The 24,832-nt window shown below is 63.8% G+C and carries 24 protein-coding genes; 20 read left to right on the top strand and 4 right to left on the bottom strand.

Going from position 1 to position 24,832, the window contains the following annotated elements:
• Window position 1 precedes the first annotated feature (1 nt).
• From XH80_RS43145 to XH80_RS43155, 3 genes are read left to right on the top strand one after another with little or no spacing between them, the layout of a single operon-like run.
• Window positions 2–1,108: an amidohydrolase family protein gene (locus XH80_RS43145; protein ID WP_271603869.1), complete on the top strand. Its 1,107-nt coding sequence runs from the start codon at window positions 2–4 to the stop codon at window positions 1,106–1,108.
• Window positions 1,105–2,205 (top strand): amidohydrolase family protein, encoded by a 1,101-nt coding sequence (locus tag XH80_RS43150; protein WP_220006824.1) that lies wholly within the window; start codon window positions 1,105–1,107, stop codon window positions 2,203–2,205. The genes XH80_RS43145 and XH80_RS43150 overlap by 4 nt, the downstream gene beginning before the upstream one ends.
• Window positions 2,202–2,615 (top strand): Rieske (2Fe-2S) protein, encoded by a 414-nt coding sequence (locus XH80_RS43155; RefSeq protein ID WP_057759203.1) that lies wholly within the window; start codon window positions 2,202–2,204, stop codon window positions 2,613–2,615. Before XH80_RS43150 ends, XH80_RS43155 begins: the two co-directional genes overlap by 4 nt.
• A gap of 19 nt (window positions 2,616–2,634) precedes the next feature.
• Here XH80_RS43155 and XH80_RS43160 read toward each other — a convergent pair whose 3' ends face one another.
• A complete protein-coding gene (locus XH80_RS43160; RefSeq protein WP_271603870.1) occupies window positions 2,635–3,600 on the bottom strand; it encodes a 2-hydroxyacid dehydrogenase in 966 nt (321 codons plus the stop codon).
• Between the two features lie 144 nt (window positions 3,601–3,744).
• On the opposite strand from XH80_RS43160, the gene XH80_RS43165 reads away from it, so the two are divergent.
• The 4 genes from XH80_RS43165 (at window position 3,745) to XH80_RS43180 (ending at window position 6,609) form a co-directional block, all read left to right on the top strand.
• On the top strand, window positions 3,745–4,113 hold the full coding sequence (locus XH80_RS43165; protein ID WP_057759198.1) for a YciI family protein: 369 nt from the start codon (window positions 3,745–3,747) through the stop codon (window positions 4,111–4,113).
• Window positions 4,110–5,405, top strand: coding sequence for an RNA polymerase sigma factor (locus XH80_RS43170; protein ID WP_271603871.1), 1,296 nt, complete (start codon window positions 4,110–4,112; stop codon window positions 5,403–5,405). Before XH80_RS43165 ends, XH80_RS43170 begins: the two co-directional genes overlap by 4 nt.
• Before the next feature lie 196 nt (window positions 5,406–5,601).
• Window positions 5,602–6,138: an SRPBCC family protein gene (locus XH80_RS43175; protein WP_271603872.1), complete on the top strand. Its 537-nt coding sequence runs from the start codon at window positions 5,602–5,604 to the stop codon at window positions 6,136–6,138.
• Between the two features lie 57 nt (window positions 6,139–6,195).
• Window positions 6,196–6,609, top strand: coding sequence for a VOC family protein (locus XH80_RS43180; protein ID WP_057759192.1), 414 nt, complete (start codon window positions 6,196–6,198; stop codon window positions 6,607–6,609).
• 894 nt (window positions 6,610–7,503) lie between these two features.
• On the opposite strand, the gene XH80_RS43190 is transcribed toward XH80_RS43180, so the two are convergent.
• Window positions 7,504–7,941, bottom strand: coding sequence for a hypothetical protein (locus tag XH80_RS43190; RefSeq protein ID WP_271603873.1), 438 nt, complete (start codon window positions 7,939–7,941; stop codon window positions 7,504–7,506).
• Between the two features lie 125 nt (window positions 7,942–8,066).
• Entirely contained in the window at window positions 8,067–8,855 is a 789-nt protein-coding gene (locus tag XH80_RS43195; protein WP_271603874.1) for an SDR family NAD(P)-dependent oxidoreductase, read from the bottom strand.
• Between the two features lie 212 nt (window positions 8,856–9,067).
• On the opposite strand from XH80_RS43195, the gene XH80_RS43200 reads away from it, so the two are divergent.
• The 5 genes from XH80_RS43200 (at window position 9,068) to XH80_RS43220 (ending at window position 12,385) form a co-directional block, all read left to right on the top strand.
• A complete protein-coding gene (locus tag XH80_RS43200) occupies window positions 9,068–9,505 on the top strand; it encodes a YciI family protein (RefSeq protein ID WP_271603969.1) in 438 nt (145 codons plus the stop codon).
• Window positions 9,506–9,526: 21 nt separating this feature from the next.
• The gene (locus XH80_RS43205) at window positions 9,527–9,889 is read left to right on the top strand and encodes a hypothetical protein (RefSeq protein WP_271603875.1); all 363 of its coding nucleotides are present in this window, start codon (window positions 9,527–9,529) and stop codon (window positions 9,887–9,889) included.
• A gap of 150 nt (window positions 9,890–10,039) precedes the next feature.
• Window positions 10,040–10,780, top strand: a complete 741-nt coding sequence (locus XH80_RS43210) for a TetR/AcrR family transcriptional regulator (protein ID WP_271603876.1) — start codon at window positions 10,040–10,042, stop codon at window positions 10,778–10,780.
• Window positions 10,781–10,901: 121 nt separating this feature from the next.
• Window positions 10,902–11,396, top strand: coding sequence for a DUF2852 domain-containing protein (locus XH80_RS43215; protein ID WP_271603877.1), 495 nt, complete (start codon window positions 10,902–10,904; stop codon window positions 11,394–11,396).
• Between the two features lie 167 nt (window positions 11,397–11,563).
• The gene (locus XH80_RS43220) at window positions 11,564–12,385 is read left to right on the top strand and encodes a serine O-acetyltransferase (protein ID WP_271603878.1); all 822 of its coding nucleotides are present in this window, start codon (window positions 11,564–11,566) and stop codon (window positions 12,383–12,385) included.
• Here XH80_RS43220 and ggt read toward each other — a convergent pair.
• The gene (ggt, locus tag XH80_RS43225; RefSeq protein WP_271603879.1) at window positions 12,334–14,070 is read right to left on the bottom strand and encodes a gamma-glutamyltransferase; all 1,737 of its coding nucleotides are present in this window, start codon (window positions 14,068–14,070) and stop codon (window positions 12,334–12,336) included. The two genes, XH80_RS43220 and ggt, sit on opposite strands and share 52 nt — an antisense overlap.
• Window positions 14,071–14,318: 248 nt before the next feature.
• On the opposite strand from ggt, the gene XH80_RS43230 reads away from it, so the two are divergent.
• The 8 genes from XH80_RS43230 to XH80_RS43265 all read left to right on the top strand — a co-directional run bounded on the left by XH80_RS43230 (window position 14,319) and on the right by XH80_RS43265 (window position 24,661).
• Window positions 14,319–15,287, top strand: a complete 969-nt coding sequence (locus XH80_RS43230) for an AraC family transcriptional regulator (RefSeq protein ID WP_271603880.1) — start codon at window positions 14,319–14,321, stop codon at window positions 15,285–15,287.
• 158 nt (window positions 15,288–15,445) lie between these two features.
• Window positions 15,446–17,176: an outer membrane protein gene (locus XH80_RS43235; RefSeq protein WP_271603881.1), complete on the top strand. Its 1,731-nt coding sequence runs from the start codon at window positions 15,446–15,448 to the stop codon at window positions 17,174–17,176.
• A 441-nt stretch (window positions 17,177–17,617) separates the two neighbouring features.
• Window positions 17,618–18,334, top strand: a complete 717-nt coding sequence (gene tolQ / locus XH80_RS43240) for a protein TolQ (protein ID WP_057759169.1) — start codon at window positions 17,618–17,620, stop codon at window positions 18,332–18,334.
• A 43-nt stretch (window positions 18,335–18,377) separates the two neighbouring features.
• Window positions 18,378–18,830, top strand: a complete 453-nt coding sequence (gene tolR / locus XH80_RS43245; protein WP_271603882.1) for a protein TolR — start codon at window positions 18,378–18,380, stop codon at window positions 18,828–18,830.
• 4 nt (window positions 18,831–18,834) lie between these two features.
• Entirely contained in the window at window positions 18,835–19,794 is a 960-nt protein-coding gene (locus XH80_RS43250) for a protein TolA (RefSeq protein WP_271603883.1), read from the top strand.
• Between the two features lie 41 nt (window positions 19,795–19,835).
• On the top strand, window positions 19,836–21,182 hold the full coding sequence (tolB, locus tag XH80_RS43255; protein ID WP_057759857.1) for a Tol-Pal system beta propeller repeat protein TolB: 1,347 nt from the start codon (window positions 19,836–19,838) through the stop codon (window positions 21,180–21,182).
• Between the two features lie 243 nt (window positions 21,183–21,425).
• Window positions 21,426–23,753 (top strand): putative bifunctional diguanylate cyclase/phosphodiesterase, encoded by a 2,328-nt coding sequence (locus XH80_RS43260; protein ID WP_271603884.1) that lies wholly within the window; start codon window positions 21,426–21,428, stop codon window positions 23,751–23,753.
• Window positions 23,754–23,920: 167 nt separating this feature from the next.
• On the top strand, window positions 23,921–24,661 hold the full coding sequence (locus tag XH80_RS43265; RefSeq protein WP_271603885.1) for an N-acyl amino acid synthase FeeM domain-containing protein: 741 nt from the start codon (window positions 23,921–23,923) through the stop codon (window positions 24,659–24,661).
• Window positions 24,662–24,832 lie beyond the last annotated feature (171 nt).

The raw sequence follows: 24,832 nt of genomic DNA on the forward strand, positions 1-24,832 counted from the left end.
GATGAAAATGCCCTTCGCAGGCGCAATCGATTGCGACCTGCACCCGCCGATGCCGAGCATGGCGCAGCTCCTGCCATATCTCGACGACTACTGGCGCGACCAGATCACGAACCGCGCGATCGACCGCATGTCGTTCGCCATGATGAGCTATCCGCCGAATGCGCCAATCAGCGCGCGCCCGGACTGGCGGGCGCCGAACACCGCGCGGAGCGATCTCGATACGCTGCGCGCCCATCTCCTCGATGCCTTCGACCTCCGGTTCGGCATCGCCAACGTGATGCATGGTGCGATCGCGCTCCACAACGACGACATGGCGGCGGCGATCTGCCGCGCCGTGAACGACTGGCTGCGGGCGGAGTGGCTGGACCGCGAACCGCGGCTGCGCGGCTCGATTTTGGTGTCACCGCAGGATCCGGCGCAGGCCGTTGCCGAGATCGAGCGTCTCGCCTCGGACCCGCGATTCGTGCAGGTCCTGCTGCCGGTGATGGGCGAAAAGCTGCTCGGCCGGCGCGAATTCTTTCCACTCTATGAGGCGGCGGAACGGCATGGCCTCGTCATTGCCGTTCACGCCGGCAGCACCTACCGGTACGCGCCGACGATCGTGGGCTGGCCGTCCTATCAGTTCGAGGACTATGTCGCGCAGGCGCAGGCTTTCGCCAACCAGACCATCAGTCTCGTTGCCGAGGGCGTATTCCGCCGCTTCCCGCGGCTCAAGGTGGTGATGCTGGAGTCCGGCGTAAGCTGGTTGCCGATGACCGTGTGGCGCACCGACAAGACCTGGCGTGGCGCGCGGCCGGAAGTGCCCTGGGTGGACCGCTGGCCGTCAGAGATCATTCGCGAGCATCTGCGCCTATCGGTCCAGCCGTTCGATGCGGCCGATGCGACGGGGGTCGCGCAGACGCTCGATCGAATCGGGTCGGATGAGATGTTGCTGTTCTCCACCGACTATCCGCACTGGCAGTTCGACGGCGACGACGTGCTGCCGGATGGGCTGCCGCCGGACTCGTTGCAGAAGATCCTGATCGACAATGCGCTCGCAACCTATCCCCGCCTGGCACAGGGCGCGGCCGCCGGCGCCGTCGAGCTTGCGAAGGAGGACGTGAGATGAACGCACCCTTTGTCGAGCAGAAGGCCCGGCAGACGCTGGCGGTCGTCGATTGCGACATCCATCCGGCGCACCGCACGCCCGGCGAGCTCTTGCCCTATCTCGAGCCGCGCTGGCGCGAGCACTACGAGACCCATGGCGTCCATGTGCGACAGGCGCTGCCAAGCGCGCTGATGTATCCGCGCATGATGGCCGCCGGCATGCGCGCCGATTCGCTTCCCGAGAAGGGCGGTCCTGCGGGATCGGATCTCGATCTCCTGCGCAGGCAGCATCTTGATCCCGTCAATGTCGAGTTCGGCCTGCTGATGGCGCTCAGCAAGGGCGGCATGGAGGAGCGCAATCCCGGACTTGCGGCAGCGTTGTCGCGCGCCACCAACGACTGGCAGATCGATCGCTGGGTACGCGAGGAGCCGCGCCTTCGCGCCGGCATCGTCGTGCCGCAGGAGTTTCCCGAGGCGGCCGTGGCCGAGATCGAACGCTGCGCCGGCGATCGCCGCTATGTGCAGATCATGCTGTCATCGAGGCCCTCGGACCCGCTGGGCCACCGGCGCTATTGGCCGATCTATGAGGCGGCGGAGCGCGCCGGCCTGCCGATCGGTCTGCATCCGGTCGGCTACAATGGCGGCCATCCCTCCACGGGCTCGGGCTGGCCGACCTTCTATTTGCAGGAGCACTATGTCTTCGTCGCGTGCATGGAAGCGCTTGCCTCGAGCCTGATCATCGAGGGCGTATTCGAGCGTTTTCCGAAGCTGAAGGTCGTGCTGGTCGAGGGCGGCTTCGGCTGGGCCCCGGCGCTCGCCTGGCGCATGGACAAGCATTTCGAGAAATTCCGCAAGGAGGTCGCACATCTCAAGCGGCGTCCCTCCGAATATCTGCGCGAGCACATCTGGTGGACGACGCAGCCGATCGAGGAGCCGGCGCAGTCGCGCCACATCGTCGAGATCATCGATTGGATCGGTTGGGACCGGCTGCTCTATTCATCCGACTATCCGCACTGGGACTATGACAATCCGTCCTTTGCCTTCAAATTTCCGATGACCGAGGCGCAGCGCCGCATGATCTTCAGAGACAATGCAATGGCATTGTATCGCCTCGCATGAGCCGCCATGTGGTCTGCCCGGCAGCCGAGCTGCCGCCCGGCGCACGCAAGGTCGTCGTGGTCGACGGGCGCGAGATCGGCGTGTTCAATGTCGAGGGGCGCCTTCATGCGCTGCTCAATCGCTGTCCGCACGGCGGAGCTGCGATCTGCTCTGGCGTCGTCACAGGGCTCAGCCAGTCATCCGGCCCCGGCGACTACCGCCTGGAACGGCGCGGTGAATTCTTGCGCTGCCCCTGGCATGGCTGGGAATTCGACATGGCGACCGGACAATCCTGGTGCGATCCGCGCCGCACCAGGGTGCGGAGCTTCGAGGTCAAGCTTGAAGCCGGCTCCGATCTTGTGATGGGACCCTATGTGGCGGAGCGATATCAGGTCACGGTCGAGGACGCTTATATCGTGGTCGACCTCTGAGAATGTGAAGCGTGCGGCATCAATATCCACGCACCCGATCCACCACGTTCTCCAGCGCGCCGCCCGCCTCGAATCTTGCGATCTGCTCGGCGACATAGGCCGAGATCGCGTCCGCATCGGTGTCGGCGGCGTTGTGCGGGGTCAGCACCACCTTGGGGTGGGTCCAGAACCGGCTGTCCGCGGGCTGCGGTTCCTGCACGAAAACGTCGAGCGAGACGGCGCCCAGCGTGCCGTCATCGAGACAGGCGAGAATGTCCGCTTCGTTCTGCAGGCCGCCGCGGCCGGCATTGATCAGCACCGGCGCGCCGAGCGGGCTCGTGCGGTTGAGCTTGGTGAAGACCTCGCGGTTGAGAATGCCGTTTGTGTCAGGCGTCAGCGGCAGCAGCGACACCAAAATGTCGGTCTTGCGCAGGAACGCATCCATCCCGGCGGTGCCGTGGAAGCACTCGACGCCCGCGATGGTGCGCGGGCTGCGGCTCCAGCCGGCGACGCGGAAGCCGAGCCGGCGCAGCACGTCGGCCGCATCGGCACCGAGCGTGCCGAGCCCCATCACACCGACCGTGATCGCGCTCGCCGGCCATTGATATTTCGGCTCCCAGCGCCTGGCGCGCTGCGAGTCGCGCAAATAGAGCTCCTGGCGGTGATGCATCAGCACGTGCAGCACGACATATTCGGTCATGCGGTTGGTGAGGTCAGGCACGGCGACGCGCACCAGCGGCACGTCGGGCAGGCTCTTGTCGGCCATCAGCGCGTCGACGCCGGCGCCGAGATTGAAGATCGCCCGCAGATTGGGGAAGGCGCCGAGGTCGCCCGGCACGGGTTTCCAGACCGCGGCATAGTGCACCTCGGCGGGATCGAGGGAGGCATCCGGTAGCAGCACCACGCGGCGGCCGTCGCAGACCGCATCGAACCGGGCCTTCCAGCGCTCGGGCAGCCAATTCTGCTGCGTGCTGTTGATCAGGACGGCCAGTGTGCCCATGGTCATTCGAAGTGCCTCATAAGGTTCCGCTTTTGGTGGCCCTCCTTGGCACGATCCGGCGGATTTTTCTCGCAAATTTTTTCCGCAGCCCTGTCGGGGCGAGGCATATTGGATCGTCTTCAAAACAAGCGCTCAGGTAAGGTACTGCCCATGCTTTATGCGATCCTTTGCTATCATGACGAAGACTTCGTCGGCTCCTGGAGCAAGGACCAGGACGAGGCCGTGATGAAAAAGCTCGCCGTGGTGCAGGACAAGCTCACCAGCCAAGGCCGGCTCGGCCCGGTGGCGCGGTTGCTGCCGACCACCGCGGCGGCGACCTTGCGCAAGGAAGATCCACCGCTGGTGCTCGACGGCCCCTATGCCGAGACCAAGGAGCAGCTGCTGGGCTTCTACATCGTCGATTGCAAGAACCTCGACGATGCGCTCGACGTCGCGCGCGACCTGGGCGCTGCCAATCCCGGCGGCGCCTATGAGGTGCGCCCCGTCGGCGTGTTCAGGCCGGGAGGAATTTCGGCGTGAGCGAGGCCGACACTGGCTGGATCGAGACGGCGCTGACCTCGGCGCGACCTCAGGCGGTCGGCGCTCTGCTGCGCTATTTCCGCGATCTCGATACGGCTGAAGAAGCCTTTCAGAACGCCTGCTTGCGCGCGCTCAAGAACTGGCGGGAGAACGGGCCGCCGCGGGATCCGGCGGCCTGGCTGATCATGGTCGGCCGCAACGTCGCCATCGACGAGGTTCGCCGCACCCGCAAGCAGCAGCCGTTGCCGGAGGACGACCAGGCGATCTCCGATCTCGACGACGCCGAAGGCGCGATTGCCGAGCGTCTCGACGGCTCGCACTATCGCGACGACATCTTGCGGCTGATGTTCATCTGCTGCCATCCGCAATTGCCGGCGACGCAGCAGATCGCACTGGCGCTACGTATCGTCTCCGGTCTTACCGTGAAGCAGATCGCGCGCGCCTTCCTGGTTTCGGAAGCCGCGATGGAGCAGCGCATCACCCGCGCCAAGGCCAGGGTGGCGGAAGCCGGGACGCCGTTCGAGACGCCCGGTGCTGTGGAACGCTCGGAGCGGCTCGCCGGCGTCGCGGCGATGATCTATCTGATCTTCAATGAGGGCTATTCGGCGAGCGGCGATACCGCGGAGATCCGCAAGCCGCTGTGCGAGGAGGCGATCCGTCTGGCGCGACTGTTGTTGCGCCTGTTCCCGAGCGAGCCGGAGATCATGGGGCTGACGGCGCTGATCCTGTTGCAGCACGCCCGCAGCGCCGCGCGCTTTGCCGAAGATGGATCGCTGATCCTGCTGGAGGACCAGAACCGCGCCTTGTGGAACGGCACCATGATCGCGGAAGGCCTCGCTTTGATCGACAAGTCCATGCGCCACCGCCGCAGCGGGCCCTACCAGATCCAGGCTGCGATCGCCGCGCTGCACGCGCGCGCGGCGACGCCCGATGAGACCGACTGGCCCCAGATCGACCTGCTCTACGGTGCGCTCGAAGTGGTGCAGCCTTCGCCGGTGGTGACGCTCAATCGCGCGGTTGCCGTCGCCAAGGTGCGCGGGCCCCAGGCCGCGCTCGACCTGATCGAGCCGCTGGCGCCGAAGCTTGCCAATTACTTCCATTTCTACGGCGTGCGCGGTGCCTTCCTGATGCAGCTCAACCGCAACGACGAAGCGCGAATCGCCTTCGACCGCGCCATCGCCCTCGCCAACACCTCCGCTGAAGCTGCCCACATCCGCATGCACATCGATCGCCTGATCCGGGATAGCCAGCCGAAGGGCGGCGGTGCCAGGCAGGGTGCGAAGGCGAAGTAGCCCCGCCTGCTTCCACGTCGTCATGCCCGGGCTTGTCCCGGGCACCCACGTTCTTCGTTCCTCTTGGCTAAGACGTGGATGGCCGGGACAAGGCCCGGCCATGACGTGGGGTGAGGACTGCGCCAAAAAATCCATTCCCACACTGTCGGCCAGCGCGGCTTCCCTTCGTCTTAATCCCGTATCAAGGGAGCCAATCATGCTGAAAGCTGTTGCCATTATCGCTGTTGTCCTCGCGATCGGGATCGCGGGCGTCCTCGTCTTCGCCCTTACCAAGCCCGACACGTTTCGTGTCGAGCGTTCGCTCGCGCTGAAGGCGCCGGCCGATGCGATCTATCCGCTGGTCGCCGATTTCCGCTTCTGGACCAGCTGGTCACCATATGAAAACCGGGACCCCGCGATGAAGCGCATCTACGGTGGAACCGCGTCAGGGAGGGGCGCAACCTATGCCTGGGACGGCAACAACAATGTCGGTGCCGGCCATATGGAAATTCTTGAGGCAAGCACGCCGTCGAAGCTCCGCATCAAGCTCGACTTCGCGCGTCCCTTCGAGGGGCACAATACCGCCGAATTCACTTTTGTGCCGCAAGGCGATGCTACGCTGGTTACATGGGCGATGTACGGCCCGGCGCCCTTCATGTCCAAGCTGATGCAGGTCTTCATCAACATGGACACGATGATCGGCAAGGACTTTGAAGTCGGCCTCGCCAGCCTGAAGAAGCTCGCCGAGAAGTAATAAGTCTCACTGGTCCAAGGAAAGAACGAGGAAAGACCAAGGAAATAGGAGAGAACGATGCTCAATCCCTATCTGTTCTATCAGGACACCTGCGAAGCGGCGTTCAATTTCTACGCCAAGGTTCTCGGCGGCAAGATCGAGATGATGATGCGTTCCTCCGAGGCGCCGCCGGACATGCCCGCCGCGCCCGGCCGCGAGAAGACGATCATGCATGCACGGATGTCGCTGCCCGGCGGCAGCGTGCTGATGGCCTCCGACGCACCGCCGGAGCATGTTCAAAAACCCCAGGGCTTTTCGATCTCGCTGACGATCACGGACGTTGCGGACGCCGAGCGCAAGTTCAACGCGCTCGCCGACGGCGGCACCGTCACGATGCCCTTCAGCAAGACCTTCTGGGCCAAGGGCTTCGGCATGTGCGTCGACAAGTTCGGCATCCCCTGGATGGTGAATTGCCCCGCCGAGGGAATGTGATCGTGTTGCTCCGCTGATACACCGCGCTGCGCCTTCCTCCCTGCTCTGCCGCGAGCGAGGAGGGCGCACCTCAGCGGATTGATCCAGTCGCCTCTTCCCTTGGCGGGTGTGCCACGCAGCTGCGGCAGATCACGAGCTTCGAGCCGAGTTGCCTGTCGTTCTCGGCTTCGATCTCGTCTTGAACGGCCCACCATGCGTCGGAATAAGGACGCAACGTCGCCAGCACTCTTTGCCGCTCAAGATTAGGATCGGTCTCTGGCGCTGTGCGACCGGCAACGCGCCGCTTCGTGACATCAGGGCGATTTGGATCGCGACCGAGTCCGTCCCATGCGATTGATCGCCGCTCCGCCGCCGGCGCGGCCGCGCATCCCGCGAGCACTGCGCAAAAACTAAGCAAGACAAGATGTGTCGCATCATGCCGGACTTTCGGTGCTCCACGCCACAGGCAAAAGCTGCGCAGGGCATTCTGCTTCGCGCCAATCAAATGGAACCCAAAGAAACACACCGCCGGCGAGGCTGAATCTGAAATCTTGATTCGCACAACATTGCGAGAGCAGTGAGGCCGCTTCGTGAACTGAAGCGGATCGCAATGCACAACAACTGGCGCAATATTAGGCTGTGCACGTCGCACGAGAATCCGTTAATAATTCCTTCATAAAATTTAAAATCTGGGGTGGGCGTAACTCGGAAGGGGTGCAACCGATGGCGGCGGCGCTACAAATCAACTTTGCATTGTGGGGAATGCTCATTTGCGCGAGCCTGGAGCTGGCGCAGACGATCGAGAGATTCTTCTAGGCAGCACATCAGCCAGTTCGCGCGCTGTTGCGAACGACAATGATCGGTGCGACGACGATCTCGCGGCAGCGACGACCCGCGCCGTATCGTCGCTGATCTTCACCGGCAGCGAGGATAGATGGCGGCGAGGTCGCGTCCCCTCAGCAAGAGCAAACGAGAGGTGAGGCCGCCGCGGCGGGCGATCCAGTCACGCACCGGGCCGGGATAGGCTTCGAGCACGGCTTCGGATGCTTCCGGTTCGGCATAGAAGCGTCCGTGTCGGTCGACCGAACGCGCAGCGTGGAAACCGAGCACGGCGCGCCTGGTCACGCAAATGCGCTCGCCCGGTACGATGCTGAGCACCAGCGTGCAGGCGGACAGGCACGGACCGTCGATCACGACACGCTCGCCGCTCGCGCGCACCTTCTCGAACAGATCGAGGAACGGCCCGACCTGCCCGCCGGGGCTCTGGATGATACGGATCTCCGCCTTGGCGGGTGCGGATGCGAACAGTGCTGATGCGAGCAGCAGGGCACTGCAGAAGGTGACGCGTCGCATGAGCTCTCCACCAACTCGATTTCGTAGGGTGGGCAAAGCGTAGCGTGCCCACCATTGCCACGGCAAATCCGAAAGAGATGGTGGGCACGGCGCAAGAGCGCCTTTGCCCACCCTACAATCCGTGCCTACCCGTTCCGTCGTTGTCCCCGCAACGTCGGCAGGCCGATACCCGCGGCATCAAAGCCGCCATCGACGGCCAAAATTTGGCCGGTGATGTAGCTCGCGCGCTCCGAGCACAGAAAGTAGATCGCCTCCGCCAGCTCCTCCTCGAGCCCATAGCGGTTGAGCGGGATGGCGTCGTGATAGTCCGCGCGGATCTCCTTGGTGTGCACCTGCTTTGCCATTGCCGTGTCGACCGGCCCGGGCGCGACCGCGTTGACGCGGATGTTGAGCGAGGCGAGCTCGACCGCGAGCTGTTTTGTCAGGTGCGCGAGCCCCGCCTTGCTGGTGCCGTAGGCCGAGCGCAAGGTCGAGGCACGCACGGCCGAAATCGAGGTGATATTGACGATGGCGCCGCCGTCGGCCTCGCGCATCAACGGCACCGCCGCCCTGGTGCAGAGAAACGGCCCGGTGAGATTGACCTCGAGCACGCGGCGCCAGTCGGCCTCCGACGTCTCCATCAGCGGCGCGAACACCGCAATGCCGGCATTGTTGACCAGGGCATCGAGCCGGCCGAAGCGCCGCTCGAGCACCGTCATTGCCGCGCCGACCGCGGTCGGGTCCGAGACATCGCAGGTGAGTGCCAGCGTATCGCCGCTTCTGCCGATCTCGGCGACGGCCTTGGCGAGCAACTCGCCCTCGATATCAAGCAGCGCCACCCGCCACCCTTCGGCCAGGAATTTTTTCGCGGTCGCGAGCCCAATGCCGCGCGCGGCTCCGGTGACGAGGGCGACGTTTTGCGAGGCTGACGGCATGGGCTGATCTGTCCTGTCTCGAACATGGGGCGCGTGGGTCTTCTTACTGTGCTTTCGTCCGGCGCTTCAAATTATTCGCGTTCACGTGTCGGTTCCGGCAATGCTCGTTCGTCTTGCAGGTGAGTGCGGGCGAAATCGGCTCGCATCGAGTGAATGTCTCCAGCCGGCCTCACGGCGCATGCCGTGATGCCACCGAAAGCCAAGGACCTTCCATGCGTTTCATGATGTTGATGATTCCGATTGGCTACTGCACTGCGGAACCGGGTGCCCAGCCTGATCCCGAGCGCGTCGCGGCGATGATGCGCTACAATGAGGAGCTGAAGAACGCCGGCGTGCTGATCACGCTCGACGGCCTGCACCCACCGTCTGCCGGCGCGCGCGTGTCCTTCGGCTCCGGTGAACCAATCGTGACCGATGGGCCGTTTGCCGAAGCCAAGGAAGTCCTGGGCGGTTACTGGATGATCGATGTGGCCTCGCGCGACGAGGCGATCGCATGGGCCAAAAAATGTCCGGCCTCCGGCAACGAGATCATCGAGATCCGGCAGGTGCAGGAGTTGTCGGATTTCTCTGACGAGGTGCGAGACGCGGTCTCTGGATTCGAAGACTTGCCGCATGTTACGGCCGCACAACGCGGCCAGGCGCATCATTAACGTTGAAGGGAGAAACAGCAAATGAGCAACGAGACCTATCTCGCAGTCTTCCTCGGCAGCAAGAGCAGTCCGAAAATGGCGGCGTGGAATGCAATGTCCGACGCCGAGCGCAAGGCAAAGGAGATGGAGGGCATGGCGGCCTGGAAGGGCTGGGTCGAGAAGCACCAAAGCGCGATCCAGGCGATGGGTGGTCCGCTTGGCAGGACCAAGAAGGTCGACGGCAGCGGCATTGCCGACATCGCCAACGAGATGGGTGCCTTCACGGTCGTCCGCGCCGCCTCGCACGAGGCCGCCGCAAGAATGTTCGAGAACCACCCGCATTTCGCGATCTTCCCCGGCGAGCGCGTCGAGATCATGCCGGTGCTGCCGATTCCGGGCGGCTAGGCTCTGTCGTCATTCCGGGGCGGTCCGAAGGGCGAACCCGGAAATCCGGAGGTTTTCGAGCGAGATTCCGGGTTCGGCTCTTCGAGCCGCCCCGGAATGACGGGGAGGGCCTAGTGACCTTCATGCGCAGCTCATGTAAAGATCGTTCACATGAGCTGGCGCAAGGAGCAGCGCCGCGCCGAGCGCGGCTATCACCACGGCAATCTGAAGGAAGCACTTCTGCAGGCCGCCCTCGGGCTGATCGCGGAAAAGGGGGCGGCCGGCTTCACCTTTGCCGATGCCGCGCGCATGGCCGGCGTCAGCGCTGCGGCACCGTACCGGCATTTTCGCGACCGCGACGAGCTGCTGTCCTCGATTGCCCAGCGCGGTTTCGAGCAGTTCGAGCAGCGGCTGACCGAGGCCTGGGACGACGGGCGCCCCGACACCGTCACCGCGTTCGAGCGCGTCGGCCGGGCCTATCTCGCCTTCGCCCGCGAGGAGCCGGCCTTCTACAATGCGATGTTCGAATCCGGCCTTCCTGTCGATGCCAATGCAGCGCTGCAGGCCGCAAGCGAGCGTGCTTTTAACGTCATTCGCGCCGCCGCGGAGCGTCTCGCCGCGCTGGCCCCGCCAGGCACGCCGCGCCCGCCGGCGATGATGATGGCGCTGCACATCTGGTCGATGGCGCATGGCGTCGCCTCGCTGTTTTCCCGCGGTGACGCCGCGCGCCGAAAACTGCCGATGTCGCCGGACGAGCTGCTCGAGGCCGAGGTGCTGATTTACTTGCGTGGCCTCGGTTTCCCGACCGACCGCAGGCCGCAGGCGAAGAGCGCCGAGCCGCCGCCGGTGCCACCGGAGGCATCCTCCGGTTCGGGCGTGCCGCCTGGCGGTCCCTGGGGCAAGCCGAAATAAAGTTGCGCCAATAATCACGCGGGCGTGTCAGGCGGTCAGCTTGACAAAATCGCGGGATGGTCTAGCTATGTAAATGTTATTTACATTCACAACGGCGCCGATGCCGTGATGGAGAAGGGAAATGGCCTACACCGCTGATGTCAATCGCTGGCGCGGCCCCTCGGACCAATACCGATCGTATGAGCGGCCCCACATGCTCGATACGCCTTGGCATCCTGGTTGGATTGCCGTGACCATTCTCGGCTTCATCATCTGGTGGCCGATCGGACTCGCCCTTCTTTTTTTCACACTCGGGAGCAGAAGAATGTCGTGCTGGAGCAACTCTGATCGCTGGCAAAACAAGATGGAGCGGATGCAGTACAAGATGGACCGCATGCGCGACCGCATGGAGCGCCGCGGCTTCGGCGGCTTTGGCTTCGGCCCGCCGTCCTCCGGCAACCGTGCCTTCGACGAGTACCGCACTGAAACGTTGCGCCGTCTCGAGGAAGAGCAGGTCGAGTTCAAGAACTTCCTCGACCGTCTGCGCCACGCCAAGGACAAGGAAGAGTTCGACCAGTTCATGGCCCAGCACAAGACGCGCCCGACCCCGCCGCCGACCGACCAGCCGCAGGGTTGATCAAACCTCTCAAAGCCTTCAGGCGCACGCCCCCAAAGTCCTGATGGCCCCGAGCCGCCCGCTTGCGCAACCGCGCAGGCGGGCGGTTTGGTTTTCACCTCTTCCCGCAAGCGGGGGAGCGAGGGACGGTCTATATTCGTGGTCGCGGGCAAGGCGCGGAGGCGACGATGGTACAGGCTGCGATCATGACGACCGAGAGCCTCTGGCGTGAGATCCGCGGCGAGGCGCAGCGCGCAGCCGATGCCGATCCCGAGTTCGCCAAGACCGTTGCCGGTGCCATACTCGTCCATGATGATTTTGCGGCCGCGCTGGCCGATCTGATCGGGCATCGGCTTGGCCGCAGCAACGCCGAGCGCGCGCGCTTCACCGCCCTTTCGCGCAATGCCTTTCGCGACGAGCCGGACCTGATCGCAGCGGCCGTTTTCGACTTGCGCTCTATCGCGCTGCGCGATCCAGCCATCACCTCGTTGTTGCCGCCGCTGCTGCATTACAAGGGCTACGTCGCATTGCAGGCCTGGCGCGTCTCGAACTGGCTCTGGCGTCATGACCATCGCGATGCAGCGCTGCTGTTCCAGAACGAGGCCTCGAACGTCCTGCAGGTCAGCATCCACCCGTCCGCGACATTCGGATCGGGGGTGTACCTCGACCATGCCACCGGCATTGTCGTCGGCGCCAATGTCGTGATCGGCAACGAGGTCACCATTCTCCAGAACGTCAGCATCGGCCGCGACAGCGAGCTGCCGGCGCGCTCGCCGCGGATCGGCAGCGCTGTCTATATCGGCGCCGGCGCGAGCATCCTCGGCGACATCAGCATCGGCGATTTCGCCAAGATCGGCGCCGGCGCAGTCGTGACATCGGATGTGCCAGGCGGCTGCACCGCGGTCGGCAATCCGGCGCGACTGACCAACTGCCCAGAGACTCTCCCGGCGGCTTTCCCTCAATACCCCGCCGCCAGCCCCGAATTGCGGCGCGGATCGTTGGCGCCGTAGTAGCGGTTGTTGCCGACCTGCTTGCCGTCCAGCGACGGCGCGCCGACGATGATGACAGCGAGATGGTTGGCCGGTTGCGGCGGCCCGAACTTGTGGCCCATGCCCTCCAGAATCTTGCGCGTGTCCGGAGACAGGGCGTAGGTCTCGACATTGGTCAGATCAGGCAGCCATTGCTGGTGGATGCGCGGCATGTCGACGGCCTCTTGCGCGTTCATGCCGTAGTCGATCGCGTTGATCATGGTCTGCAAGACCGCGGTGATGATGCGGCTGCCGCCCGGCGTGCCCACCACCATGACGGTCTTGCCGTCCTTGGTGACGATGGTCGGGCTCATCGAGGACAGCGGCCGCTTGCCGGGAGCAATGGAATTGGCCTCGCCCTGCACCAGGCCATAAAGGTTCGGCACCCCGACCTTGGCGGTGAAGTCGTCCATTTCATCATTGAGCAGAACGCCGGTCTTGGCTGCTGTCACCTTGGCGCCGAACCAGTCGTTCAGCGTGTAGGTCACGGATACAGCGTTGCCGTCCTTGTCGGCGATGGAGTAATGCGTGGTGTTGCTGCCCTCATGCGGCGCCACGCCCGGCTTGATGTCCTTGGAGATTGCCGCCTTGTTCGGATCGATCACGGCGCGGATATCGGCGGCGTATTTCTTGTCCAGCAGGCGGTCGAGCGGATTCTTCACGAAGTCAGGATCGCCGAGATAGCTGTTGCGGTCCACATAGGCGTGCCGCATCGCTTCGATCTGCACGTGCACGGCGGCTGCGGAGTGATAGCCCAGCTCCTTCAGCGGATAGCCTTCCAGGATATTCAGGATTTCGCAGATGATGACGCCGCCCGAGCTCGGCGGCGGCGCGGACACCACGTGATAGCCGCGATAGTCGCATTCGACGGGCGCGAGCTCGCGGGTCTTGTAGCCGTCGAGGTCATCTTGCGTGATGAGGCCTTTGCCGGCCTGGCTCGAGGCCACGATGGCGCTGCCGACCCAGCCCTTGTAGAAGCCGTCAGTGCCCTTGCTGCTGATCTCGCGCAGGGTCTTGGCGAGCTCTGATTGCACCAGCTTCTCGCCGACCCGGAACGGCTGACCGTTGTTGAGGAAAATCGCGGCGGAGGCGGGATCGTCCTGGAAGTCCTTGGTGGCGGTGAGCAGCAGGTCGATGTCGCCCTGCTCCAGCGCAAAACCCTGTTCGGCGAGCTGGATCGCGGGAGCCAGCAATTCGGCACGCTTCATGGTGCCGTATTTTTCGCGCGCATATTCCATGCCCGAGACGGATCCGGGGACGCCGACGGCGAGGTGCCCCTTGGTCGAGATGCCCTTGATGACGTTGCCATCCTTGTCGAGATACATGTTGGCCGTCGCACCTTTGGGCGCGGTCTCGCGGAAATCGAGGAAGGTCTTGCGGCCGTCGGCGAGCTGGATCGTCATGAAGCCGCCGCCGCCGAGATTGCCGGCTGCCGGATAGACAACGGCCAGCGCATAGCCGACCGCCACGGCGGCATCGACGGCATTGCCGCCGCGCTTCAGCACCTCGACGCCCACCTCCGTCGCCAGATGTTGCGCGGAGACGACCATGCCGTTCTCCGCGGCCACCGGCGCCACCGATGCCGCGCGCGCGGGGCTGAATGTGACGAGGCTGACCGATAGGATGGCGGCGGTGATCCACCGCAGGCTTGTTCCCGCATGTTGCACGGCTTGCTCCCTGGCGAGGCCGGCTGCTCCGGCCCTTGTTGGTTGATGCGAGCGGAGCCTATCAGGCGGAGTTGGTCGGGCAAATCGCGCATTCAGGCGGTATCAGCCACGAGTCCCAATGCGCCGCGCTTGCCGCTTCGACAATGACGAGAGCGAAGTGCGACAAATTGGCTCACAACCTTGACGGGCTGAACCGCTTGTAGCCGAGAGGCGACGAAGAGCTTTGACTTTCGTGAACGCCCTCCTGAATGTCTCAGTCGGACTATCTATCCCTCTCTACGGCCCTGCTGCCCGAGCGCGACCGCCTGGCGATCTGGCGCGAGGTCTATGGTCGTCTGCTGTTCAATGTCGACATAAATCCGATCGAGGGCGCGCCCTTCGAGGCCAGAACGGAGTTGCGACGTCTGCAGGCGGTAGGATTATCGTCTGGCTGGCGCACGCCCGCGCATTTTCGCATCACGCGGCCCTTGCTTGCGACCGCGTCCGATAACGTCGTCCTCGCCGTGGTGACGCGAGGTCGCGCCGAAGCCGCCCAGCTCGGACGGGACCTGGAGGTGTCGCAAGGCGGCGCAGTGCTGATGTCGACCTGCGACGTCGGCCGCCACACGCTGCTCGATCGCGGCCGCCATCTCACTGTTCAACTTCCGCGGCAGGTGCTTGCGCCCTTCCTGCCCGATATCGAAGACCGATTGATGCGGCCGATCCATCCGCGCTCGTCCGCGCTCAAGCTGCTGCGCGGCTATGTGCTCGGCGCGATGGCCATGGGCGAACCAGCCGGTGCGGAGATGCAGCTGTTGGCCGCACAGCATCTGCGCGACCTCGTCGCCTTGATCTGTGGGGTCCCGGAAGAGGAGGTCGCCGCACAGGGCGACGGCCCGCGGGTGGCGCGCCTGGAGGCTGCCAGGCAGGCCATCAAAGCGCGGCTGGGGGATGGCGATCTGTCGGCCGAAAGCGTCGGAGCGCTCCAGCAAGTCTCGGCGGACTATATCCGGAAACTGTTTCGCGAAGCCGGCACCTCCTTCCATGACTACGTGCTCGAATTGCGGCTTGCACAGGCGCATGCAGGCCTCGCCGATCCGCTCAGATCGCATGAGAGCATCGCCCGTGTCGCGCTGGCCTCTGGCTTCGCGGACATCTCCTATTTCAATCGCTGTTTCCGGCGGCGCTACGGCCTGACCCCCTCTGAACTTCGCAAGGCGCGGTTGTCGGGCGAGTAGACCGGGCTGTGTCGCGTGCGCAACACACTGGGAAATAGCAGCCGGAGTCGCGTCAAGTCCCACGAGGCAGTCCCGTCTGCTCCAAGTCGTTCCGGTCGCCTTCATGTACAGCTTCAATGCGGCATTCGCCTCATTGAGACGCGCCGGAATGGAATCTGATGACAACACTTAAGTGCCTTTTGTCTGTGGCCGCTGGGTTGCTGGTGGCTTCTGCGGCCACCGCCGCGGATTTGCCGCTCAAGGCACCCGTGTTCAAGGCGCCAGCCGCAATCGAAGCCTGGGGCGGCTTCTACGTCGGTGCCGGAGTAGGATTCCGTGCCAGCGAGTCCAGCGTCAACGTCAATTCGGCGACCGACACGACGGCACCCGCGGTGCTCCAGAACATGTTCGTCGCTGGTGATTGTTTCGCCGGCCTGCCTTGCGTGACAGGGCGATCTTTCAACGGCACCGCGTTCCGCATCAGTCCTTATCTCGGTTACAACTGGCAGATCGGCAAAACGGTTTTCGGTCTCGAAGCCGATGCGGCCTATGCCGATCAAACCACGACGATCTTCGGCGCCGCCTATCCGGCAACGCCGTTCAACGGCGGCGCGTCGACCTCCAATTCGTTTGCGCTCAAGACGACATGGGATGCAAGCATCCGTGGCCGCGCTGGCTATCTCGTCGATCCCGCCGTGCTGCTGTACGGAACGGCCGGTCCCTCCTGGATCCATGTCGAGACGACGTCGAATTGCAGCACGCTGCCGAGCGCCGACGGCCGCTGCGTGCCGGGCTTCGCCTTCGGGCTTGCTCCCGCCAGCATCACGAACAGCAAAACCCAGCTCGGCTACACGGTCGGTGGCGGCATCGAAGCGATGCTATGGCCGAACTGGATCGTCCGGGCCGAGTATCGCTTCGCCGATTACGGTCATTTCTCCACCACGGATGTCCGGACTGCCGCCACGGGCGTACAGACGGTCAATTACGACACGACGATCAAAACCCATACCGCAACGTTCGGCCTGGCCTACAAGTTTGGCGAGCCCAATGCGCCGGGCGTGAAGGCGCTCTCGGCCTATGCGGCGGCGCCGCAGGCCGCATCGTGGAATGGGGCGTATCTTGGTGTCGGCGCGGGCATTCGCGCCAACCAGGTCAGCTCGAGCACCGATACGTCCACGTTTACGGGGCCACCATTCAACCTGCTGGCCGGTTGCGGCGATTGTTTCATGGGCGATCGTTTCGATACGAGCTCGGCCCGCATCAGCCCCTATCTCGGCTACAATTGGCAGGTCAGTCCGAAATGGCTGCTCGGCGTCGAGGGTGATTTTGGCTGGGCCGATCGCCAGGCTTCGGTGTTTGGCAGGAATCTTCCCGGCGGCATCGGCGGTTTCTTCGGCGGAAGCGGCGGAATGAATGACAGCTTCAGCATCCGCACCAAATGGGATGCGAGCATTCGCGCGCGAGCCGGCTACATCGTCAACCCCGCTTTCCTGGCTTATCTCACCGGCGGCCCGGCCTGGATGAGCATGGAGCAGACATCGAACTGCGATACGGCCCTGAAGCCACTGTTCACGGCGCCAGGCTTCGTTTCTGCGGAGTTCGGCGGCTGCACCGCGGGACTTTTTTCACCCGCCGTGATCAAGCAATCCGCGGTTCGCACCGGCTTCACGGTTGGCGGCGGTGGCGAGATGAAGCTGACCGAGAACTGGATCCTGCGCGGCGAGTACCGCTATGCGGATTTCGGGACGGCTCGCTTCGCGCAGAGCCGCACTTGTAACGGCAGCGCAACCATCAGTGACCCCGCGTTCGGAACGGCGACGCTCTTTTGCTCCGGAACCTCGTCCACCACCAACTCCGTGCGTCTGCAGAGTCACATGGCGACCTTCGGTATCGCCTACAGGTTCAACTGACCGCGTCCCGCAAATTGACGTCCCTGTCGGGTCTGCGCTCGCGAACAGGGCGGCCGGCACCATGGAACTGTCCGGCCCCCGAATTCAGTGCAGCAGCGTCGCCTGACTGGCGACAGAGCCCTGCGGTCGCTTCATCCCCCTGTGCTGCCACCCTTTTCCGCAGCCAAAATCACCCCCGGTAACCCCGCATTAACCATCGCCGGGCTCTGGTAACGACGGACAATCGCGCCCGGAGCTGTCGTCGAGGCCCATAGTTTTGACATCTTGACAGGGAATGCAGGCGGCGGCTTTGGACGAGCCCTGCATCCCAGAAAGACAAGGCTTTGAGCGGGCTTGCCGGCCGCGCCAGTGTTAATGCGGCTGTTGGGGAACCCGCCGCCATAGGCGGGCCGGGACACAGGTAACGATCGCCAAAACGGTCACCTTGAGAGGATATTTCTGATGAATCCGGCCGAAATGGCTCAGTCCGCCCTTCCGGTTGCCGCCTCCGCCGACGTGTCGCTGATTGCGCTGTTCTGGCAGGCTCACTGGATCGTGAAATGCGTCATGCTCGGCCTGTTGTCCTGCTCGGTCTGGGTCTGGGCCATCGCGATCGACAAGATCTTCCTCTACGCCCGCACCCGCCGCTCGATGGACCGGTTTGAGCAGGCCTTCTGGTCCGGCGAGTCGATCGAGGAACTCTATCGCACGCTCTCGGCCAAGCCGACCCATTCGATGGCGGCCTGTTTCGTTGCCGCGATGCGCGAATGGAAGCGCTCGTTCGAGAGCCATGCCCGCTCGGTCGCAGGGCTCCAGATGCGCATCGACAAGGTCATGAACGTCTCGATCGCCCGTGAGGTCGAGCGGCTGGAACGCCGCCTGCTGGTGCTTGCGACCGTGGGCTCCGCCGGCCCCTTTGTCGGCCTGTTCGGCACGGTCTGGGGCATCATGTCGAGCTTCCAGTCGATCGCGGCGTCGAAAAATACCTCTCTGGCGGTGGTGGCGCCCGGTATCGCGGAGGCGCTGTTTGCGACCGCGGTCGGGCTCATTGCCGCAATTCCCGCCACTATTTTCTACAATAAGTTCACTTCCGAGGTGAACCGGCAGGCCCAGCGGCTCGAGGGCTTCGCTGATGAATTTTCAGCCATCCTGTCCCGCCAGATCGACGAGCGGGGCTGACGGACGGCATGTATAGTATGAAGGCGAGATTGGGCACCAAGCCATGGGCATGAACGTTGCCAGTTCGTCCGGAGGCGGCGGGCGCCGCAGCCGGCGCAAGCCGGTCATGGCCGAGATCAACGTCACGCCGATGGTCGACGTGATGCTGGTGCTGCTCATCATCTTCATGGTGTCGGCGCCGCTGCTCACGGTCGGCGTGCCGCTCGATCTGCCGTCGACCCAGGCCAAGAGCCTGGACCAGAGCGACCAGAAGCCGATCCAGATGTCGGTCGACATCAAGGGCAAGGTGTTCATCAACGACCAGGAGATCGCGATCAACGAGCTGGTGCCGAAGCTGAAGGCGATCACGGATGCGCGCGGCGGCCTCGAGGAACGCATCTATCTGCGTGCCGACAAGAAGGCGGATTACGGCACGGTGGCCAAGGTGATGGGCCTGCTGTCGGGCGCCGGATTCAAGAAGCTGGCGCTCGTCACCGAAGCGGATCAGGGGTCCTGAAGCAGTGAAGGTGAACGTCGACAAGACACTCGTTGCGTCGATTGTCCTCCACGTCCTCGTGCTGGGATGGGGCCTGCTCACTTTTAGCAGCAAAGCCTACATCGCGCCCGAGGAGTCGCTGCCGGTCGACATCATCTCGACCGATCAGCTCGCGCAGATGATGTCGGGGCAGAAGACCGGCAAGAAGGAAGAGCCGAAGCCCAAGGTCGAGAAGATCGCCGAGGCCAAGCCCGAGGAGGATTCCGTCGGCAAGGTCACCGAGAAGAAAGAGCTGATCAAGACCAACTCACAGCCGGAGCCGCCGCCGAAGCCCGTCGAGAAGCCGGTCGAGAAGAAGCCCGATCCGCCGAAGCCGGTCGCAGAGACGAAACCGAAGGAAGAGCCGAAGCCGCAGGAAAAGAAGCCTGATCCGGCCAAGGAAGATCCGATCGCGGAGCTGCAGAAGAAGCTGGACACCAAGAAGCCGCCGCCGAAGCCGGTGGAGCAGAAGGTCGCCGCGGTGCAGCCGCAGCAGCAGCCGAAGCCCAAGGAGCGCACCTTCGATCCCGCGCAGATTGCCCGCGACCTCGACAAGCGTGCCGCGACCCGGCATGAGCTGGCCGGCTCGGCACTGAATGCGTCGGCGTCACTGGGCTCGACATCAGGAACAGCCGCAAACAACGTCGCGACATGGCAAGGCGCATTCCAGGGCGCGGTCAAGCGCTGCTTCACGCCCACCTATAATGGGCAGGACGCCAACCTGTACGAAGCCGACATCGACATTCCCATGAAGGTCGACGGATCGCTGGCGTCCGAGCCCGTCATCGTCGCGGTGCGCGGGCCGTCGCGATCGATCGCGCAGGCCGTGGCAGAGAGCGCCAAGCGCGCCATCGTGCAGTGTCAGGTCTATTCGTTCCTGCCAAAGCAGCAATACGACAGCTGGAAGCTCATTCCGATGACTTTCGGCCTGAAAGACATGTTGTGACATCCGAACAAAAGAATTTTGCGATGATTGACGTTCGATCGATGAACCGCCGCCGCTTCATGACTCTGACCGGGTCGACGCTCGCGCTGCTCGGGGGTGGTCAGGCCTTCGCCCAGCAGCAAGGCCGTCTCCGCATCGATCCCACCGAGTTTCGTCCGATCCCGATCGCGATCACCAATTTCGTGCCGGGCTCACCCGCCGACGGCGAGGTCAGCAATGGCGTCACCCAGGTCATCACCAACAATCTGAAGCGCTCGGGCTTGTTTGCCCCGATCGACCAGGCCGCCTTCATCGAGCGCATCAGCAACATCGACGTCGCCCCGCAATTCCAGAACTGGAAGACGCTCAACGCGCAGGCCCTCGTTACCGGCCGCATGACGCGGCAGCAGGACGGCCGCCTCAAGGCCGAATTCCGCCTGTGGGATGTGGTGACCGGCCAGCAACTCGCCGGCCAGCAATATTTCACCTCGCCGGAATATTGGCGCCGCATCGCCCACATCATCTCCGACCAGATCTACGAGCAGATGACCGGCGAGAAGGGCTATTTCGACAGCCGCGTGGTGTTCGTCGACGAGACCGGGCCGAAGGAGCGCCGCGTCAAGCGGCTCGCCATGATGGACCAGGACGGCGCCAATGTGCGCTACCTCACCCGTGGCGCCGACCTCGTGCTGACGCCGCGCTTCTCGCCGAACTCGCAAGAGATCACCTATATGGAGTTCGGGCAGGGCGATCCGAAGGTCTATCTGTTCAACATCGAGACCGGCCAGCGCGAGATCGTCGGCAACTTCCCCGGCATGACCTTTGCGCCGCGCTTCTCGCCGGACGGCCAGCGCGTCATCATGAGCCTGCAGCAGGGCGGCAATTCCAACCTGTTCGTGATGGATCTGCGCTCGCGCTCGACCACGCGCCTCACCGACACGCCGGCGATCGACACGTCGCCGTCCTACTCGCCTGATGGCACTCGGATCTGCTTCGAGTCCGATCGCGGCGGCAGGTCGCAGATCTATGTGATGGCCGCGGGCGGCGGTCAGGCGCAGCGCATCTCCTTCTCCAAGGACGACAACAACGCCACCTATTCGACGCCGGTGTGGTCGCCGCGCGGCGACTACATCGCCTTCACCCGGCAGGGCGGCGGGCAGTTCTCGATCGGCGTCATGAAGCCTGATGGCAGTGGCGAGCGGCTGCTGACATCAGGCTTCCACAACGAAGGCCCGACCTTCTCGCCGAACGGACGCGTGGTGATGTTCTTCCGCGATCCCGGCGGCAATGCCGGACCGTCGCTGTTCTCCGTCGACATCTCCGGTCGCTTTGAACAAAAGGTGCCGACGCCGGGCTTCGCCTCCGATCCGGCATGGTCGCCGCTGCTGTCCGCGACCGCGGGCCAATAGCTCGATCGCGCGTTTCGCAACGCGCGATCTCTTCAAAAAAGCGCGAACGCTTCGGCTTTTTGCGTGCGCGGCAAGCTTTCCTTCACCTTGGGCCCGGCAAGGCTTGCCTAGTTGCTTGATTTCTCAACAGAAACAGTTTCGCTATTGCCGAAAAACAACTCGGCTTTAACGATGTTCCCTCAGAAAGACTTCATCTGCTGTGAGTAAAACTACGCGCCAGACAGGACGCGCGTACAAACCAAAATGCAATTCGCAGACCAGAGCGGCGGCATTGATCACAAACCGACGAAGCGTTCGGCGGCGCTGATCGATTCGTTGTTCGAGGCTCCCGGCACGGTGCTGACCGGCATTGTCTTCTCGGCGTTCTCGGCATCCTTGACCGCGCTCAAGACCGGCATGGTCCTGATCTGGGCATTTGTCCCGCTTCTCATCCTGGCGGGCGCCATTCGCGCTTACGATCTGCACCGCTATCACGCCACCAAGTTGACCATGACGGCCGACCAGGCGGCACGCTGGCAGAAGCGTTATCAGATCGGAGCCCTGATTCAGGCCATCGTCATTGGACTGTGGTGCTTCACGACCCTGTTGAGCAATGACGATGCCGTTGCCCATATGATCGCGCTCTCCGTCACCACCGGTATCGTGGCAGGCGGAGCGGGCAGGGCCTATGGACGGCAGTCGATATTCCGTCTCCAGGCCAGCTTCATCTTCGTGCCGCCGGTTGCCGCCCTGGCTCTGCGCGGCACGCCTTACTATGTGGCGATGTCGGTCGTTTCGGCGGCTTTCCTTTTCGCGGTCTTGCAGCTTTCGGCCAATCTCCATCGGATATTCCTGCGCGCGGTCGTGGCGCGCGAGCGCGAGGCCGCGCTGGCCGGCCAGTTCGACACCGCCCTCAACAACATGCCGCACGGGCTCTGCATGTTCCGCAGCGACGGCCAGCTCGCCGTCATGAATCATCGCTTCGGCGCGATGATGAACCTGCCCGACAATCTGCCGCAAAGCGGCACCAGCGCCCGTGATGTCGTCGCCGCGTGCGTCCAGGCGGGATCGATCTACGCGGCGAGCGGTGATTTGATCCTTGCCGATATCGAGACCTTGCAGGCCAGGGAAACCGTGACGACCGACCCCGACGCGGAGCGGAATCGTTCGCTGTCGTGGACGGTCCAGCCGATGGCCGACGGCGGAGCGGTGGTGCTGCTCGAGGATATCACCGAACGGCGCAATGCCGAGGCCAGGATCAGCCATCTGGCGCGGTATGACGAACTCACCGCGTTGCCCAACCGCGTCAGTTTCCGCGACGAGATCGAGCGGCTGCTCGCCGCCGCGCGTCATTCCGAGCGTCTCTCGGCGCTGCTGTTCATCGACCTCGACCAGTTCAAACAGGTCAACGACACGCTCGGCCATCCCTGTGGCGACCAGCTGCTCTGTGCGGTTGCCAACCGCCTGCGCGAGATGCTGCGGCCGGAGGATTTCGTCGCCCGCTTCGGCGGGGACGAGTTTGTCGTGTTCCAGCAGAATATCAGCGTGCCGGAGGATGCCGCGAGCCTTGCCCGCCGTATCGTCGAGCGCCTGAGCGAGCGCTACCGCATCGACAATCATCTGGTCGAGATCGGCGCCAGCATCGGCATCGCGCTGACCTCGGCTGAGGGCGCCAGCGCCGATACCCTGCTCAAGAACGCCGACATGGCGCTCTACCGCGCCAAGGCCGACGGTCGCGGCACCTTCTGCTTCTTCCGCGACGAGATGGCGGCAACCGCCGAGGCGCGACGCATTCTCGAGCTCGACCTGCGCAAGGCGCTCGCCAACGAAGAATTCGAGCTGTTCTACCAGCCGCTGGTCAATCTGAAGTCCGGCAAGATCTCCACTTGCGAGGCGCTGCTGCGCTGGAATCATCCGGTGCGCGGCACGGTTTCGCCGGTCGACATCATCCCGGTTGCCGAGGACATGGGCCTGATCGTCGATCTCGGTCGCTGGATCCTGCGCCGGGCCTGCATGGAATGCATCAAGTGGCCGGAGGGCGTCAGCGTCGCTGTCAACTTCTCGCCGCAGCAATTCCACCAGCGCGACGTCTTGAGCGAGATTCGCTACGCGCTCGAAGTGTCGGGCCTGCCGGCGCACCGGCTCGAGATCGAGATCACCGAATCGTCGCTGCTGCGCAACACGCAGCTCACGCACGACATCCTCTCGCAGCTGCATGCGCTCGGCGTGCGCATCTCGCTGGACGATTTCGGCACCGGCTATTCGAGCCTCAGCTATCTGCACAACTTCCCGATGGAGAAGGTCAAGATCGACCGTTCCTTCCTGGAAGGGATCGACGCCCACCGCCCGCTGACGCTGCTCCGCGGCGTGGCACGGCTGTCCGCCGACCTCGGCATGGCCGTGGTTGTCGAGGGCATCGAGACCAACGAGCAGCTTGCGCTGATCAGCGCCGACGGCACCGTGTCCGAAGGGCAGGGCTACCTGTTCAGCCGTCCCGTTCCAGCCGTCCGTATCAGGCAATTGCTCAATGCGTCGCATGGCAAGCGCGTGCAGGAGCAGCTGATCGTCGTCTCCTCACGATCACTCGCGTAAGCTCAAGCGTCCCTGCGGCCGCTATTTCCCCGATATTTCCAAGTATTTCCCGAGGGGGTTGCGGGCTGCAACCCTTAACCCTAACGGCTCTAACCCTTTGCAATTGTATTAATGAACCTTTAATCTTTGATAACTCGCAGAAGTTGCTTGCAGCGTAGAGGTTATTAATGAAGTCCGCGGCCGAACCGCACAAGCCGCTTCGCCCGCGCGGAGCGGCGCTCTTCGAGCGCACCGACTACCGCCTCATCGAGACACCCGAGGATCGCGATCGCCTGCACCAGATGCGTTATCGCGCCTATCTGCAGGCCGGACTGATCCCGCCGTCGGAATCACAGCGCGTGACCGACCGTTTCGACGACGCGCCGAATGTCTGGAATTTCGGCGTCTATGTCGACGACGAACTGTGCAGCTCCGTCCGCATCCACGTTCTGACCTCCGAGTGGCGGATGTCCTACACGACCGAGGTGTTCGGCGACGTGCTGCATCCCCGCCTCGATCGCGGCGAGGTTTTTATCGATCCGTGTCGATTTGTTGCTGATTCCGGAATGCAGCAACGTTTCCCGGAGCTGCCTTATCTCACGGTCCGGCTGCCGTTCATCGCTTGCGAGCATTTCAATGCCGATGTGGGGCTTTCGATGGTGCGCGTCGATCATCAGGCGTTCTATCGGAGCGTGTTCCTGTCCGAGACTTTGACCGAGCCGCGCGGGTTTCCGGGCTGGCCGACCAAGAAGGCGGTGCTGATGGCATCGGACTACCCCAAGGTCCGGGAAAAGATCCTGACGCGCTTTCCCATCATGCGCTCGAGCGCGTTCGAGCGGCGCATGCTGTTCGAGCGCAAGAGCCAGCCCCAGGCCGTGGCCCGGCCGGTGCTCGTTCAAGCGCCGCTCAGTCCCGCTGGCCTGGTCTGACCGGCGCTGGTTCCGACCCTAATGGCGCCTCGCGCAGCCCGCCGGAGCCCGTAAAGGCCCGGAATTCGGCGATTTGCCTGTCAACGCGGCTTGCTTTCACCCTCGCGCCACATTTACAACCCATTAACCACAATGGGTGCTTTTCGCTGGTTGGGGGCATTTGACCGGCTG

The organism is Bradyrhizobium sp. CCBAU 45384 (genome assembly GCF_028128665.1).
GTDB classification, from domain to species: Bacteria; Pseudomonadota; Alphaproteobacteria; order Rhizobiales; family Xanthobacteraceae; genus Bradyrhizobium; species Bradyrhizobium manausense.

Excerpts from the sequence above, each read along its gene's own strand:
- XH80_RS43160 (WP_271603870.1), bottom strand. The coding sequence starts at position 3,600 with ATGACCATGGGCACACTGGCCGTCCTGATCAACAGCACGCAGCAGAAT.
- XH80_RS43190 (WP_271603873.1), bottom strand. The coding sequence starts at position 7,941 with ATGCGACGCGTCACCTTCTGCAGTGCCCTGCTGCTCGCATCAGCACTG.
- XH80_RS43205 (WP_271603875.1), top strand. The coding sequence starts at position 9,527 with ATGAGCAACGAGACCTATCTCGCAGTCTTCCTCGGCAGCAAGAGCAGT.
- tolQ (WP_057759169.1), top strand. The coding sequence starts at position 17,618 with ATGAATCCGGCCGAAATGGCTCAGTCCGCCCTTCCGGTTGCCGCCTCC.
- XH80_RS43155 (WP_057759203.1), top strand. The coding sequence starts at position 2,202 with ATGAGCCGCCATGTGGTCTGCCCGGCAGCCGAGCTGCCGCCCGGCGCA.
- tolB (WP_057759857.1), top strand. The coding sequence starts at position 19,836 with ATGAACCGCCGCCGCTTCATGACTCTGACCGGGTCGACGCTCGCGCTG.
- XH80_RS43195 (WP_271603874.1), bottom strand. The coding sequence starts at position 8,855 with ATGCCGTCAGCCTCGCAAAACGTCGCCCTCGTCACCGGAGCCGCGCGC.
- XH80_RS43265 (WP_271603885.1), top strand. The coding sequence starts at position 23,921 with ATGAAGTCCGCGGCCGAACCGCACAAGCCGCTTCGCCCGCGCGGAGCG.
- XH80_RS43200 (WP_271603969.1), top strand. The coding sequence starts at position 9,068 with ATGCGTTTCATGATGTTGATGATTCCGATTGGCTACTGCACTGCGGAA.
- XH80_RS43145 (WP_271603869.1), top strand. The coding sequence starts at position 2 with ATGAAAATGCCCTTCGCAGGCGCAATCGATTGCGACCTGCACCCGCCG.
- XH80_RS43150 (WP_220006824.1), top strand. The coding sequence starts at position 1,105 with ATGAACGCACCCTTTGTCGAGCAGAAGGCCCGGCAGACGCTGGCGGTC.
- tolR (WP_271603882.1), top strand. The coding sequence starts at position 18,378 with ATGGGCATGAACGTTGCCAGTTCGTCCGGAGGCGGCGGGCGCCGCAGC.
- XH80_RS43230 (WP_271603880.1), top strand. The coding sequence starts at position 14,319 with ATGTCTCAGTCGGACTATCTATCCCTCTCTACGGCCCTGCTGCCCGAG.
- XH80_RS43175 (WP_271603872.1), top strand. The coding sequence starts at position 5,602 with ATGCTGAAAGCTGTTGCCATTATCGCTGTTGTCCTCGCGATCGGGATC.
- XH80_RS43215 (WP_271603877.1), top strand. The coding sequence starts at position 10,902 with ATGGCCTACACCGCTGATGTCAATCGCTGGCGCGGCCCCTCGGACCAA.
- XH80_RS43220 (WP_271603878.1), top strand. The coding sequence starts at position 11,564 with ATGGTACAGGCTGCGATCATGACGACCGAGAGCCTCTGGCGTGAGATC.
- XH80_RS43235 (WP_271603881.1), top strand. The coding sequence starts at position 15,446 with ATGACAACACTTAAGTGCCTTTTGTCTGTGGCCGCTGGGTTGCTGGTG.
- XH80_RS43165 (WP_057759198.1), top strand. The coding sequence starts at position 3,745 with ATGCTTTATGCGATCCTTTGCTATCATGACGAAGACTTCGTCGGCTCC.
- XH80_RS43210 (WP_271603876.1), top strand. The coding sequence starts at position 10,040 with ATGAGCTGGCGCAAGGAGCAGCGCCGCGCCGAGCGCGGCTATCACCAC.
- XH80_RS43260 (WP_271603884.1), top strand. The coding sequence starts at position 21,426 with ATGCAATTCGCAGACCAGAGCGGCGGCATTGATCACAAACCGACGAAG.
- XH80_RS43180 (WP_057759192.1), top strand. The coding sequence starts at position 6,196 with ATGCTCAATCCCTATCTGTTCTATCAGGACACCTGCGAAGCGGCGTTC.